Below are 14,221 nucleotides of genomic sequence, written 5' to 3' on the forward strand. Positions count from 1 at the left end.
GTTCTCTGTCGGTCGTACCAGTAGGATGTAGGAGTAACTAGCGGCGATACCTCCCGGCGCGTTCCGCAGTGCCCGTGCGTGAGCCCCCGTAATTCTCGAGCAGACACTGCCTGATTGCTCGAGCAGACAGTGTCTGAGGGTTCCGCGCGTGCCACCGCACTGCGCCGGGAGGATCAGCAAGTAAGGAGAGCTACCCACCAGTGGCTGCCAACGACTCCAACGCAGAAGGCTCGACCAAGCAGGGCAATCAGACGTACAGCGCGACCTCGATCACGGTGCTCGAGGGCCTGGAGGCGGTGCGCAAGCGCCCCGGCATGTACATCGGTTCCACCGGTGAGCGCGGCCTGCACCATCTGATCTGGGAGGTCGTCGACAACTCGGTCGACGAGGCGATGGCCGGGTACGCCACCCGCGTCGACGTCACGCTGCTGGCCGACGGCGGCGTCGAGGTCGTCGACGACGGCCGCGGTATCCCCACCGATATGCACGCGCAGGGGGTGCCGACCATCGAGGTCGTCATGACCCAGCTGCACGCCGGCGGCAAGTTCGACGGTGAGTCGTACGCGGTGTCCGGCGGTCTGCACGGTGTCGGCATCTCGGTGGTGAACGCGCTGTCCACCCGCCTCGAGGCGGAGGTGAACTACGGCGGCTACCACTGGACCCAGGAGTACAAGGACGCCAAGCCGGGCAAGCTGATCCAGGGCGAGCCGACCAAGAAGACCGGCACCACCATCCGGTTCTTCCCGGACCCGGAGATCTTCGAGACCACCACCTTCAGCTTCGAGACGGTGGCGCGGCGCCTGCAGGAGATGGCGTTCCTGAACAAGGGCCTCACCATCACGCTGACCGATCAGCGCATCCACGAGGGCGACATCACCGACGAGGTGGTGAGCGAAACCGCCGAGGCGCCCAAGCATCTCGACGAGAACGCGCCCGTGGCCGAGCCCAAGGTGAAGACCCGGACCTACCACTACCCGGGCGGCCTCGAGGACTACGTCCGCCACATCAACCGGACCAAGACGGCGATCCACAACTCGATCGTCGGCTTCACCGGCAAGGGCACCGGCCACGAGGTCGAGGTCGCGATGCAGTGGAACTCCGGCTACTCCGAGTCGGTCCACACCTTCGCCAACACCATCAACACCCATGAGGGCGGCACCCATGAGGAGGGCTTCCGCGCGGCGCTCACCACCGTGGTGAACAAGTACGCGAAGGACAAGAAGCTCCTCAAGGACAAGGACGGCAACCTCACCGGTGACGACATCCGGGAGGGCCTGGCCGCCATCGTCAGCGTGAAGATCGCCGACCCGCAGTTCGAGGGCCAGACCAAGACCAAGCTCGGCAATACCGAGGTGAAGTCGTTCGTCCAGCGCACCTGCAACGAGCACATCTCGCACTGGTTCGAGGCCAACCCGGCCGACGCGAAGACCATTGTGCAGAAGGCGGTTTCGTCGGCGCAGGCCCGCGTCGCCGCCCGGAAGGCGCGAGAGTTGGTGCGGCGCAAGTCCGCCACCGATATCGGCGGCCTGCCGGGCAAGCTGGCCGACTGCCGCTCCAAGGATCCGAGCAAGTCCGAGATCTACATCGTGGAGGGCGACTCCGCCGGCGGCTCGGCCAAGTCCGGCCGCGACTCCATGTACCAGGCGATCCTGCCGCTGCGCGGCAAGATCATCAATGTGGAGAAGGCGCGCATCGACCGCGTGCTGAAGAACACCGAAGTCCAGTCCATCATCACGGCGTTCGGTACCGGCATCCACGACGAGTTCGATATCGCCAAGCTGCGCTATCACAAGATCGTGCTGATGGCCGACGCCGACGTCGACGGCCAGCACATCTCGACGCTGCTGCTGACCCTGCTGTTCCGCTTCATGCGCCCGCTGGTCGAGCACGGTCACGTGTATCTGGCCATGCCGCCGCTGTACAAGCTGAAGTGGCAGCGGTCCGAGCCGGAGTTCGCCTACTCCGACAAGGAGCGCGACGGGTTGCTGGAGCGCGGCCTGGCGGCGGGCAAGAAGATCAACAAGGACGATGGCATCCAGCGCTACAAGGGTCTCGGCGAGATGAATCCGAAGGAGCTGTGGGAGACCACCATGGACCCGACGGTCCGCGTCCTGCGCCTGGTGACTCTCGACGACGCGGCCGCTGCCGACGAGCTGTTCTCCATCCTCATGGGTGAGGACGTCGAAGCTCGGCGCAGCTTCATCACCCGTAACGCCAAGGACGTTCGCTTCCTCGATGTGTGATCGGGCAACCGGGGGCCAGGCCCCCGGACCCCCGGGGAGGAGGGGGCGGGGGCTGAGCCCCCGGACCCCCATTCGGGGGCAAGCCCCCGAACCCCCTTCGGAGGCAAGCGCCCGAACCCCTTCGGAGGCAAGCCCCGAACCCCTTCGGCAGCGAGCCCCACTCGGAGGCAAGCTCCAGCGACCCGGCGGGTGGGCCGCCCCGAGACTGCGCGATCCGCACCTGATCACCACAGACTTCCTATGGAGACCAATTCATGACTGAGACTTCGCTTCCGCCTTCGGGTGGTGACCGGATCGAGCCGGTCGATATTCAGCAGGAGATGCAGAACTCCTACATCGATTACGCGATGAGCGTGATCGTGGGCCGTGCGCTGCCGGAGGTGCGCGACGGTCTGAAGCCGGTGCACCGGCGCATTCTGTACGCGATGTACGACAACGGGTATCGGCCCGACCGCGGTTATGTGAAGTCCGCGCGGCCGGTGGCCGACACCATGGGTAACTACCACCCGCACGGTGACACCGCGATCTACGACACTCTGGTGCGCATGGCGCAGCCGTGGGCGCTGCGCTATCCGCTGGTGGACGGTCAGGGCAACTTCGGTTCGCGCGGCAACGACGGCGCGGCCGCCATGCGTTACACGGAGTGCCGCCTGACGCCGCTGGCGATGGAGATGCTGCGCGAGATCGACCACGAGACGGTCGATTTCATCCCCAACTACGACGGTAAGACGCAGGAGCCGACCGTTCTGCCGAGCCGGGTGCCCGCCCTGCTCATGAACGGCTCCAACGGTATTGCCGTCGGTATGGCGACGAACATCCCGCCGCACAACCTGAACGAGCTGGCCGAGGCCATCTACTGGGCGCTGGAGCATCACGATGCCGACGAGGAGACCACCCTCGCCGCGTGCATCGAGCGCGTGAAGGGCCCGGACTTCCCGACCGCCGGCCTGATCGTCGGCACCCAGGGCATCATCGACGCCTACACCACCGGCCGCGGCTCGGTCCGCATGCGCGGTGTGGTGGAGATCGAGGAAGACAACCGTGGGCGCACCACGATCGTCATCACCGAGCTGCCCTACCAGGTCAATACCGACAACTTCATCAACGCGATCGCCGAGCAGGTCAAGGACGGCAAGATCGCGGGCGTCTCCGACATCCACGACGAGTCGTCGGACCGCGTGGGTCTGCGCATCGTCGTCACGGTGAAGCGTGACGCCATCGCCAAGGTGGTGCTCAACAACCTCTACAAGCACACCCAGCTGCAGACCTCCTTCGGCTGCAACATGCTCTCGATCGTCGACAAGGTGCCGCGCACGCTGCGCCTGGATCAGATGATCCGGCTGTATGTGAATCACCAGTTGGAAGTCATCATCCGGCGCACCCGCTACCTGCTGCGCAAGGCCGAGGAGCGGGCTCACATCCTGCGCGGTCTGGTGAAGGCGCTCGATCAGCTGGACGCGGTGATCGCCTTGATCCGCCGTTCGGCCGACACCGAGACCGCCCGCACCGGCCTGATGCAGTTGCTGGAGATCGACGAGATCCAGGCGACCGCCATCCTCGATATGCAGCTGCGTCGCCTCTCGGCGTTGGAGCGGCAGAAGATCCTCGACGAGTTGGCCAAGATCGAGGCCGAGATCGCCGACCTGCAGGACATTCTGGCCAAGCCGGAGCGGCAGCGCGCCATCGTGCGCGACGAATTGGCCGAGATCGTCGACAAGTACGGCGACGAGCGTCGCACCAAGATCATCGCGGCCGACGGCGATGTGCAGGACGAGGATCTGATCGCCCGCGAGGACGTGGTCGTGACGATCACCGAGACCGGCTACGCCAAGCGCACCAAGACCGACCTGTACCGCTCGCAGAAGCGCGGCGGCAAGGGCGTGCAGGGCGCGGGCCTCAAGCAGGACGACATCGTCAAGCACTTCTTCATCACCTCGACCCACGACTGGCTGCTGTTCTTCACCAACAAGGGCCGCGTCTACCGGGCCAAGGCGTACGAGCTGCCGGAGGCCAACCGCACCGCGCGCGGCCAGCACGTGGCCAACCTGCTGGCCTTCCAGCCGGACGAGAAGATCGCCCAGGTCATCCAGATCAAGTCCTACGAGGACGCCCCCTATCTGGTGCTGGCCACCCGCAAGGGCCTGGTGAAGAAGTCCAAGCTCACCGATTTCGACTCCAACCGCACCGGCGGCATCGTGGCGGTCAATCTGCGCGATGAGGACGAATTGGTCGGCGCGGCACTGTGTTCGAAGGAAGACGACCTGCTGCTGGTGTCGGCGCACGGTCAGTCGATCCGCTTCAATGCCAACGACGAGGTGCTGCGCCCGATGGGCCGCGCCACCTCCGGCGTGCAGGGCATGCGCTTCAATGCCGACGATGAACTGTTGTCGCTCAATGTGGTTCGCGACGAGGAGGGCATCTATCTGCTTGTCGCGACCGCGGGCGGGTACTCCAAGCGCACGGCCATCGACGAGTACACGGCGCAGGGTCGCGGCGGCAAGGGTGTGCTGACGATCCAGTACGACGAGAAGCGTGGCAGTCTTGTCGGTGCGCTCATCGTCAACGACGAGGATGAGCTGTACGCGATCACCTCGGGTGGTGGTGTCATTCGCACGCTGGCGCATCAGGTTCGCAAGGCCGGTCGCCAAACCAAGGGTGTGCGGTTGATGAACCTGGGCGAGGGCGATACTTTGCTCGCGATCGCTCGGAACGCGGATGAGCCCGACCAGGTTGCCGAAGATGACACCAGCGGTTCGGCGAAGCAGTAGTTTCACCACAGCAGCGGCGGCACACACGGATCGAAGGATTCACCATTGACCACGAATCAGCCGAATGACCAGCGCGGTCACGCCAATGGCGTGACCGAGAGAATCGCCCCGTCCCCGATTCCGCCGCGGCCGATTCCGCGGACCGGCGGGAACGACGGCGGTGCGCCGCACAATCCCGAATTGTCGGATCAGTCCGATGATTTCGGGCCAGAAGGTAACAATTCGGTCGAGGCCGCAGCGGATTCCGCGGACGCCCAGGGCGGTTCGCATTTCCAGGAGGGTTGGTCGCAGCTGCCGCAGCGGGAGCCGCAGTCCAACCTGTACCGCCCGGGCCAGGCCCCCACGCCGGGCAGCACCGGCAGCCTCAAGGGCGGCGGGCTGGGCGGCGGCGGCCTGAACGCGGGCGTCTCCAATGCGCGCACCACCGCCGACCTGGCGGCCAAGGCGGCGCGCAAGGAGGCGGCCATGGTGAAGTCCGTCGGCATCGACGGACCGACCCGCAGCATCGCCCGCCCGGAACTGGTGAAGGATCTGCCGGATCTGTCCGAGCTGCGGCACCCGCTGCCGCCGCCGGAGCCGATCGCGCCGGCCGGTCCGGTCTCGCCGTCCGCCCCCGCGGCCGTGGCGCAGGCCGCGGCCACCGGTGAGCCACTGCGGGCCACCGTGCAGCTGCGCCACATCGATCCGTGGTCCACGCTGAAGGTCTCGCTGGTGATCAGCGTGGCCATGTTCTTCGTGTGGATGCTGGCGGTCGGCCTGCTGTATCTGGTGCTGGAGGGCATGGGCGTGTGGGAGCGCGTGAACTCCACCCTCGGCGACTTCGCCGACAGCTCCAATTCCAGCTCGACCCTGATCGACGCGGGCTCGGTCTTCGGCTACGCCGGCGTCATCGGCCTGATCAATGTGGTGCTGCTGACCGCGCTCTCGACCGTGGGCGTGTTCGTCTACAACCAGTGCACCGATCTGGTCGGCGGCATCCAGGTCACCCTCGCCGATCCGGACTAGGAACCGCTGTTTCGATCCGCCCGAACGGCCGGTCGGGCTCGCCGCTCGCGAGCCTCTGACCGGCCGTTTTGGTTATCGGAGCGTGCGTACGGTAATCTTCTGCCTCGTTCGAGTGACACACTTCGAACACCCACTACGGGCCTATAGCTCAGGCGGTTAGAGCGCTTCGCTGATAACGAAGAGGTCGGAGGTTCAAGTCCTCCTAGGCCCACTTGCAGGTAAAGATCGAACTGCCTTCCCAGGGGCCTTAGCTCAATTGGCAGAGCACTGCCTTTGCAAGGCAGGGGTTAGGGGTTCGATTCCCCTAGGCTCCACAACTACAAGCCGCAGACCGAATCCGGTCTGCGGCTTTTGTCTTCCCGCTGCCGGTTGTGGTTCCAGTACTGTGGAATTCATGAAATTCGTTCTCACGCTTGTCGTGATCGCCGCCGTGGCCTTCGGAATCAGCAAACTGCGTCAGCGCAATGACGCCGATCTCTGGCACGAGGTCACCACCCGCTGAAAGTCCTTGGCGGTGCGCTGATTCCGCCGCCCCGATCGGACCCGCGGGCGGGCCGGAAACTTCCGCATTGTGACACGGAACAAGCGGCGGTTTCCGGCCCGTTTCTCGTCGTAAGGTCGTGGGATGGCGTCCACTGAGATCTCCGAGCTGGTGCAGTCCGTGGTGGAGCCTTATCTGCTCGACGGGCCCCGTAAGTACGACCGCCGGCAGGTCCAGGATCTGACCGGGCTGCCCAACAATGTGACCCGGCGGCTGTGGGTGGCGCTCGGCTTCCCGGCGGATCCGGACGACAATGCCGTGGAGTACAGCGACGCCGATATCGAGGCCGCCCAGACCTTCGCCAAGCTGCAGGTGCTCTCCGGGGCGGACGTGCACCGCCAGACCACCGCGGCGCGCACGCTGGGCCGGTCCATGGCACGGCTGGCCGAATGGCAGGTCGATCTGGTGACCGAGGAGATCCTGGACCGGATCGCGACCATCATGTACGACAATCCGGACACCGATTCGAAGGCAGCCGCGCGCATCGCCACCGAGGAGGTGGTGACCGAGTTCGAGACGTTGCAGCGCTACGCTTTTCGCCGGCATCTGGACGCCGCGCTGGCCCGGTCGCTGGACGCGGGCGCGGTGGCGGGGGACACGTTGCGGGTGCTGGCGGTCGGCTTCGCCGACATGGTCGGCTACACCCGCCTGACCCGACATCTGGAGCCCGACGAGCTCTCGGCGCTGCTGGAGGCGTTCGAGACGGCCACCAGCACCGCCATCGTCGCCCATGGCGGCTGGGTCATCAAGAACGTGGGCGACGAGGTCATGTTCGCGGCGGCGACGGCCGCCGACGGCGCGCGGATCGCGCTGGCGGTCCAGGAGGCCGCCATCGCCTCGCACGGCGTCACCCAGGAATTGCGGGTCGGGCTGTCCTACGGCGGTGTCCTGCAACGTTTCGGCGACCTGTACGGGTCGGTGGTGAACACCGCGGCGCGGCTCACCGGCGTGGCCCGTCCGGGCACCGTGCTGGTCGACGACGGCGTGGCCGAGGCCATCGCCGGCGATCCGGAATTCACGCTGCGGCATCTGGCGACCGTGCGGGTGAAGGGGATCGACCGGTTGCACGGACATGTGCTGCGCCGCAATGTGATTCGCCCGCTGGTGTGATTGCGCACGGGCCCGCGGGCCGAGCTGCCCCGGACATAGGAGCGGGCCTCGGCGAAGGGGGGGAGTTAGCCGAGGCCCGCGTTAGGTCGGCCCGGGGGGGAGGGGCCGACGGGAACGATCCTACGCGACGAATGGGGATTGTGTAGCTATCGGGGCTCCGCGTTCCAAGATTTTTTCGAGGCAAAAGTGTCGTACCCGGATGAGACGATGACTTTGTGACCGAATTGCGCCCTACGCCGAATTCGACTCGAGGAGAATCATGCCCGACGCCATAGTCGCCGAGGGTCTGGTCAAGAAGTACGGCCATCTGGTCGCACTCGACGGCCTCGACCTGTCTGTTCCCGAAGGCACCGTCACCGCCCTGCTCGGCCCCAACGGGGCGGGCAAGACCACCGCCGTGCGCGTGCTCACCACGTTGCTGGTCCCGGATTCGGGCCGCGCCACCGTCGCCGGGGTGGACGTGCTGAAGGATCCGCAGTTGTTGCGTTCCCGCATCGGCACCTCCGGCCAGTACGCGGCCGTCGACGAATACCTGACCGGTTTCGAGAATCTCGAAATGGTCGGGCGGCTGTATCACATGGGCGTGCAACGCAGTAAGGACCGCGCGCGCGAGCTACTGGAGCGTTTCCGGCTCGCCGATGCCGCCGACCGGCCGGTCAAGGGCTACTCCGGCGGTATGCGCCGCCGGCTGGACCTGGCGGGCGCGCTGGTCGCCAATCCGCCGGTGCTGTTCTTGGACGAACCCACCACCGGCCTGGATCCCCGTGCGCGCCTTGATCTCTGGGATGTCATCGAGGAGCTGGTGGCGGGCGGCACCACGTTGCTGCTGACCACCCAGTACCTGGAGGAGGCCGATCGGCTGGCCGATTCCATCGCCGTCATCGACCATGGCCGGGTCATCGCGGAGGGCACCTCCGACGAACTCAAGGCGATGGTGGGCGGCGACCGCATCGAGCTGATCGTCGATCACGCCGACAATCTCGCCATCGCCCGGCAGGCGCTGGAAGGCTTGGCGCACGGGGAGATTCGGCTGGAGCCGGGCATGCGGCGCATCATCGTGCCGGTCGAGGACGGCTCGCAGGCGCTGGTGGACGCCATCGGGCAGCTGAGCAAGCACGAGGTGAAGATCCAGGACGTGGGCCTGCGCCGCCCCTCCCTCGACGACGTGTTCCTGTCGCTGACCGGGCACGAGGCCGAGGAGCTGGTCAACGGCAACCGGGACGCCGACGCGCAGGTCGGGGGTGGGTCCCGATGAGCACCGCCCTCGCCGTCGCCGAAAAGCCTTCCCTCGCACAGCGATTGGCCATGGTGGTCTCCGACAGCGTGACCGTCACCAAGCGCAATGTCATCAAGATCCGCCGGGTTCCGGACGTGCTGATCTTCTCGACGCTGTCGCCCATCATGTTCGTGCTGCTGTTCGCCTACGTCTTCGGTTCGGCGATCCAGTTGCCGGGCACGTCCTATCGCGAATTCCTGATCGCGGGCATCTTCGCGCAGACGGTGGTGTTCGGCGCCACCTTCACCGGCTCCAGCCTGGCCGAGGACATGCAGAAGGGCATCATCGACCGCTTCCGGTCGCTACCCATGGCCCCGTCCGCGGTGCTCATCGGGCGCACCGTCGCGGATGTGGTGATCAATGTGGTGAGCCTGGTGGTCATGTCGCTGACCGGGCTGCTGGTGGGCTGGCGCATTCGCGGCTCGTTCGTGGACGCGGTGCTGGCCTACGCGCTGCTGCTGCTGTTCGCGTACGCGGTGTCGTGGATCATGGCCGTGGTGGGCCTGCTGGTGCGGGCGCCGGAGGTGTTCAACAACGCCAGCTTCATGGTGATCTTCCCGCTCACCTTCATCGCCAACACCTTCGTGCCGTCGGACAATCTGCCCACGGTGCTTCGCGTTGTGGCGGAATGGAATCCGGTGTCGGCGGTGACGCAGGCGACCCGCGACCTGTTCGGCAACACCAGTCCGATGGGCACGACTCCGGACGTGTGGCCCATGCGGCATCCGGTCGCGACGACCGGCGTCTGGATCGTCGTGATCCTGGTGATCTTCGTGCCGCTGGCGCTCGAGCAGTACAAGCGGTCGGTCAGCCGGTGACCGTGCTCGGTCGGTGACCCGGGATCAGCGGGTGACCGACAGATCCGGCGTCGGCGCGGAGCCGTTGCGCGAATAACCCAGGCGCGGCGGCTCCGCGGCCGGCGGCTCCGGCTGCGGGCGCTTGCTCACGAAGAACGCGATGACACCGCCCGCAATCGCGAAAAAGGCGGCCACGATGACCTTGCTACGAACGCTCCCCAGCTCCATCCGACCATGCTGGCACAGCAAGGGAATTCGTGCACGAGCCGGGGTTCACTCCACGGTGACGCTCTTGGCGAGGTTGCGGGGCTTGTCCACATCCCGGCCCAGCGCCATGGCGGTGTGATACGCCAGCAGCTGCAGCGGGATGGTCAGGATGATCGGATCCAGTTCCGGGCACACCGCCGGCACCCGAATCACCGCGTCCGCCAAGCCCTCCGGCAGCTCGGTATTGGTCACCGCGATGACCGGCCCGCCGCGCGCCTTGATCTGCTCGATGGTGGTGATGTTCTTGGCCAGCAGCTCGTCCTGGGGCACCAGCACGATGCTGGGCATCTCCGCGTCGATCAGCGCCAGCGGCCCGTGCTTGAGCTCGGAGCCCTGATACGCCTCGGCGTGAATGTAGGAGATCTCCTTGAGCTTCTGCGCACCCTCGCGCGCCACCGGCCAGGCCCGCACCCGGCCGATGAAGAACATGCTGCGCGCCTTGGCGTAGCGGGCCGCGATATCGGCGATCTCGGCGTCGGCGGCCAGCACGGCGTCGATGGCGTCGGGCAGCGCGCGCAGACCGCTCACGATGCGCTCGCCACCGGCCGCGGACAGATCCCGCACCCGGCCCAGCAGCAGGGCGAGCATGGCGAACGAGACCGTCATATTGGTCAGCGCCTTGGTGGAGGCCACCGACACCTCCGGGCCCGCGTGCAGGAACACGCCCGCACCGCACTCGCGGGCGATGGCGCTGCCGACCACGTTCACCGCGCCGATCACCCGGCCGCCCTTGCGCTGCAATTCCTGAACGGCCGCAAGGGTATCCAGGGTCTCGCCGGACTGGCTGATGGCGATGTAGAGGGCGTCCGGGTCGACCACCGGATTGCGATAGCGGAACTCCGAGGCGGGTTCGGCGGTGGCCGGGATCCGGGCCAGCTCCTCGACCAGCTGCGCGCCCAGCTGGCCCGCGTAATAGGCCGAGCCGCAGCCCAGGAACACCACCTTGCTGATGCCGCGCAGCTCCCGCGCGTCCATGTTCAGACCGCCCAGCACCGCGGTGGCGAAGCGTTCGTCGAGGCGGCCGCGCAGCGCCCGGCGGATCGCGTCGGGCTGTTCGGCCATCTCCTTGCGCATGAAGTCGGGATAGCCGCCCAGCGCGTAGTCCTCGGCCGCCATATCGATGGTGGTGGGGATCTTGTCGGTGCGGCGGGCCTCGAGACCCAGTGTGCTGGTGCGGAATTCGCCCGCGCGCACGGTGGCCAGCTCGCCGTCGTCGAGGAAAACCACGCGCTGGGTGTGATGCACCAGGGCGGCCACGTCGGAGGCCACGAACATCTCGCCGTCGCCGACGCCGAGCACGATGGGGGAGCCGTTGCGGGCGACCACCAGCTCGTCGGGGCGCCGCGCGTCCAGCACCAGCAGGCCGAAGGTGCCCTGGACCCGGCGCAGGGCGGTGCGGACGGCGTCCTCCAGGGAGTCCGCGTCGTCGAGGGCGGCGGCCACCAGATGCGCGATGGCCTCGGTGTCGGTGTCGGAGAGGAATTCCACGCCGTCGGCGGTGAGCGCGGCGCGCAGTTGCTCGGCGTTCTCCACGATTCCGTTGTGCACCACCGCGATCCGACCGGAGCCGTCGGTGTGCGGGTGCGCGTTGGCGTCGGAGGGTTCGCCGTGGGTGGCCCAGCGGGTGTGGGCGATGCCGACATTGCCCTTCAGTCGCGTGCCCTCGGCGTCGACTCGATCGCGCAGGTCCTGGACCCGGCCCTGGGTCTTGGTGATGCGCAGCCGGCCGCGGTGCGGCACCGCCAGGCCCGCGGAGTCGTAGCCCCGGTACTCGAGCCGGTGCAGGCCCTCCAGCAGGACCGGTACGGCCTCACGATGCCCGATGTAACCGACGATTCCACACATTGCGAGACGGACTCCTACCCGTAGACGATGCGACGCAGTTGTCGTTCGGTGAAGTCGGGGGCGGCCACCGGGCGCTGCGCGAGCTCGTCGGCCAGGCGCTGCCAGATCTCGGCATTGCGGAGCTGACGACCCTGCAGTTCGGCATGTCTGCGGCGCACGAACTGCTCGGCGGTCTCGTCGAAGTATCCGACGACGTCGGCGACCACGCGGGCCGCCACGGCGGGCGGCAGGCCGGTGGAGGCCGCCACATGGCGGACCAGATCGGCCACAACCCCGTCATTCACTCCAGGGAACTTGCCATGCCGAACCGGTTTCCGCCACTTTTGTGCCCGGAATCGGGCAGAGAATCACATGACATGTCGTTTCGGCCGTGGTGAGGTGTGCCGACAGTGTGCCGATTCGAGCCTCCCCCCGGCCGTGCCCTTAGGCTGGCGGCGTGACCTCACCGAATCAGACCGCCGTGGCGACGCTGCACACCAATCACGGCGACATCAAGATCTCGCTCTTCGGTAACCACGCCCCCAAGACGGTCGCCAATTTCCTCGGCCTCGCCGACGGCACCGCCCCCTACACCACCGCGAACGCCTCCGGCACCAAGACCGGACCGTTCTACGACGGCGCGGTCTTCCACCGCGTGATCGACGGCTTCATGATCCAGGGCGGCGACCCGACCGGCACCGGCCGCGGCGGCCCGGGCTACGAGTTCAAGGACGAGTTCCATCCGGAACTGCGGTTCGATCGCGGTTACCTGCTGGCCATGGCCAATGCCGGGCCGGGCACCAACGGCTCCCAGTTCTTCATCACCGTGGGCGCGCAGCCGCATCTCAACCGCAAGCACACCATCTTCGGCGAGGTGCTCGACCCGGACTCGCGCAAGGTGGTCGACGCCATCGCCGCCCTCGCCACCGACCGCAACGACCGTCCCAAGGACGAGGTCGTGATCAACAGCATCACCGTCGCCTGAAAACGGCAGTACCCGAAGAGAATCGACGATGCAGCCCCAGCCGCCCGCACCGACCTGCTACCGCCACCCCGACCGGCCCACCGGTCTGGCCTGCACCCGGTGCGGGCGCCCGGCCTGCCACGAATGCCTGACCGCGGCGTCGGTCGGGCAGCACTGCGTGGAGTGTGTGCAGCAGGGGCGCAATGACGTTCGACCGGTCCGCAATGCCGCCGGGACCGACGTGTCGCGCATCCCCACGACGTATGTCACCTATGCGCTGATCGCGGTCAACGTGATCGTCTTCGCGGTCACGGCGCTGCAGGCGCACAGCCTGATGGACAACAACCGCTCGCAGCTGTTCTTCGACTGGGTGCTGGTGCCGGGGCTGGTGGGCGAGAGCGGCGGCTGGCTGCGGGTGCTCGGTTCGGGTTTCCTGCACTACGGCCCGATTCACCTGCTGGCCAACATGTTCGCGCTCTACGTGCTCGGCCCGTATTGCGAGGTGGCGCTCGGGCGTGGACGGTTCGTGGCCGTGTATCTGGCGTCGCTGCTGGGCGGTTCGGCCGCGGTGACCGCACTGTCGGATCCGCTGACCGCTTCGGCCGGCGCGTCCGGCGCGATCTTCGGCATCTTCGGCGCGGTGGCCGTGATCATGCTGCGCACCCGCCAGAACCTGACCCAGATCCTGGTGCTGCTGGTGATCAACCTGATCATCACGTTCTCGGTGCCGGGCATCTCCATCTGGGCGCACCTGGGCGGCCTGCTGGCGGGCACGGTCGCCACCACCGGAATCCTGTATCTGCCGCGCTGGATCGGCATTCGGCAGGCGCGCACGGCGCTCAATGTCGGCTGGGCCGCGGTCGCGGCGGTGGCCGCGGTCGCGGTGCTGGTGACGGTGCTGACCGCGCCGAGCCTGACGGGCTAGCGCGCCAGGTGGATGCGCAGCACCTCGAGCACGTCTTCGGGGTGCGCGCCCAGATCCCAGCGGCCGAAGATGATCAGCCGCTCCTCGCCGAGATGATCCACATCCATCTCCAGCATGGGCATGCGGCGACCGAGTCGCCGATAGTTCACCACGCGAACGCGCAGAATCTGCTGGGGTGTGTAGCGCTGGGGTCCGGTCAGCCCGCGCACCACGATATGCACAGGGTTGCCGGGTTCGACGGCCAGCCGCGGCCGCTGTCGCAGGCCCACCCCGGTCAGGCAGAGCAGGCCCAGCGCGGCCAGTCCGATGAGCAGCCGGCCGGGGCCGTCATTGGCCAGAAAAGTGGCCGCGGCCAGCACAATCGCACCGATGCCGCAGGTCACGAGCGCGGCCGGCGGGGTGGACCAGCTCAGGCGGGAGGAGGGGTCGGCGGCCGTCACTCTCCCCACTCCCTCCTCGAGTTGTCCACAAGGTCATCCACAGGTGTGAATGAATAACACC

The 14,221-nt window shown here is 67.1% G+C and carries 13 protein-coding genes and 2 tRNA genes; 11 read left to right on the forward strand and 4 right to left on the reverse strand.

The window, feature by feature from the left end; genetic code table 11:
- Positions 1 to 200: 200 nt before the first annotated feature.
- From gyrB to D7D52_RS13255, 9 genes are all read left to right on the forward strand, one after another.
- Positions 201 to 2,243 (forward strand): DNA topoisomerase (ATP-hydrolyzing) subunit B, encoded by a 2,043-nt coding sequence (gyrB, locus tag D7D52_RS13220; RefSeq protein ID WP_120736586.1) that lies wholly within the window; start codon positions 201 to 203, stop codon positions 2,241 to 2,243.
- 254 nt (positions 2,244 to 2,497) lie between these two features.
- A complete protein-coding gene (gene gyrA / locus D7D52_RS13225) occupies positions 2,498 to 5,011 on the forward strand; it encodes a DNA gyrase subunit A (protein ID WP_120736587.1) in 2,514 nt (837 codons plus the stop codon).
- A 45-nt stretch (positions 5,012 to 5,056) separates the two neighbouring features.
- Positions 5,057 to 6,016, forward strand: coding sequence for a DUF3566 domain-containing protein (locus tag D7D52_RS13230; RefSeq protein WP_246023851.1), 960 nt, complete (start codon positions 5,057 to 5,059; stop codon positions 6,014 to 6,016).
- Positions 6,017 to 6,153: 137 nt separating this feature from the next.
- A tRNA-Ile gene (locus D7D52_RS13235) sits at positions 6,154 to 6,227 on the forward strand.
- Between the two features lie 30 nt (positions 6,228 to 6,257).
- Positions 6,258 to 6,330, forward strand: a tRNA-Ala gene (locus tag D7D52_RS13240).
- 80 nt (positions 6,331 to 6,410) lie between these two features.
- A complete protein-coding gene (locus D7D52_RS38665) occupies positions 6,411 to 6,518 on the forward strand; it encodes a DLW-39 family protein (RefSeq protein ID WP_222932817.1) in 108 nt (35 codons plus the stop codon).
- 123 nt (positions 6,519 to 6,641) lie between these two features.
- Positions 6,642 to 7,667 (forward strand): adenylate/guanylate cyclase domain-containing protein, encoded by a 1,026-nt coding sequence (locus D7D52_RS13245; protein ID WP_120736588.1) that lies wholly within the window; start codon positions 6,642 to 6,644, stop codon positions 7,665 to 7,667.
- A gap of 259 nt (positions 7,668 to 7,926) precedes the next feature.
- A complete protein-coding gene (locus D7D52_RS13250; protein ID WP_120736589.1) occupies positions 7,927 to 8,922 on the forward strand; it encodes an ATP-binding cassette domain-containing protein in 996 nt (331 codons plus the stop codon).
- Complete coding sequence (locus tag D7D52_RS13255) at positions 8,919 to 9,761, forward strand: ABC transporter permease (RefSeq protein WP_187703146.1); 843 nt, start codon at positions 8,919 to 8,921, stop codon at positions 9,759 to 9,761. Before D7D52_RS13250 ends, D7D52_RS13255 begins: the two co-directional genes overlap by 4 nt.
- 24 nt (positions 9,762 to 9,785) lie before the next feature.
- Here D7D52_RS13255 and D7D52_RS13260 read toward each other — a convergent pair whose 3' ends face one another.
- Genes D7D52_RS13260 through D7D52_RS13270 form a run of 3 tightly spaced genes read right to left on the reverse strand, consistent with a single transcriptional unit; the run spans position 9,786 to position 12,136 of the window.
- Positions 9,786 to 9,968, reverse strand: a complete 183-nt coding sequence (locus D7D52_RS13260; protein ID WP_120736590.1) for a hypothetical protein — start codon at positions 9,966 to 9,968, stop codon at positions 9,786 to 9,788.
- A gap of 45 nt (positions 9,969 to 10,013) precedes the next feature.
- On the reverse strand, positions 10,014 to 11,852 hold the full coding sequence (glmS, locus tag D7D52_RS13265) for a glutamine--fructose-6-phosphate transaminase (isomerizing) (RefSeq protein WP_120736591.1): 1,839 nt from the start codon (positions 11,850 to 11,852) through the stop codon (positions 10,014 to 10,016).
- 14 nt (positions 11,853 to 11,866) lie between these two features.
- Positions 11,867 to 12,136, reverse strand: a complete 270-nt coding sequence (locus D7D52_RS13270; protein WP_120736592.1) for a hypothetical protein — start codon at positions 12,134 to 12,136, stop codon at positions 11,867 to 11,869.
- 152 nt (positions 12,137 to 12,288) lie between these two features.
- Here D7D52_RS13270 and D7D52_RS13275 point away from each other — a divergent pair, with 152 nt between their 5' ends.
- Both D7D52_RS13275 and D7D52_RS13280 read left to right on the forward strand, forming a co-directional pair.
- Positions 12,289 to 12,816, forward strand: coding sequence for a peptidylprolyl isomerase (locus D7D52_RS13275; protein WP_120736593.1), 528 nt, complete (start codon positions 12,289 to 12,291; stop codon positions 12,814 to 12,816).
- Between the two features lie 28 nt (positions 12,817 to 12,844).
- On the forward strand, positions 12,845 to 13,720 hold the full coding sequence (locus D7D52_RS13280) for a rhomboid family intramembrane serine protease (RefSeq protein ID WP_120736594.1): 876 nt from the start codon (positions 12,845 to 12,847) through the stop codon (positions 13,718 to 13,720).
- Here the strand turns inward: D7D52_RS13280 and D7D52_RS13285 are convergent.
- Complete coding sequence (locus tag D7D52_RS13285; RefSeq protein ID WP_120736595.1) at positions 13,717 to 14,160, reverse strand: PH domain-containing protein; 444 nt, start codon at positions 14,158 to 14,160, stop codon at positions 13,717 to 13,719. The two genes, D7D52_RS13280 and D7D52_RS13285, sit on opposite strands and share 4 nt — an antisense overlap.
- Between the last annotated feature and the right edge of the window lie 61 nt (positions 14,161 to 14,221).

Source organism: Nocardia yunnanensis (genome assembly GCF_003626895.1).
Lineage (GTDB): Bacteria > Actinomycetota > Actinomycetes > Mycobacteriales > Mycobacteriaceae > Nocardia > Nocardia yunnanensis.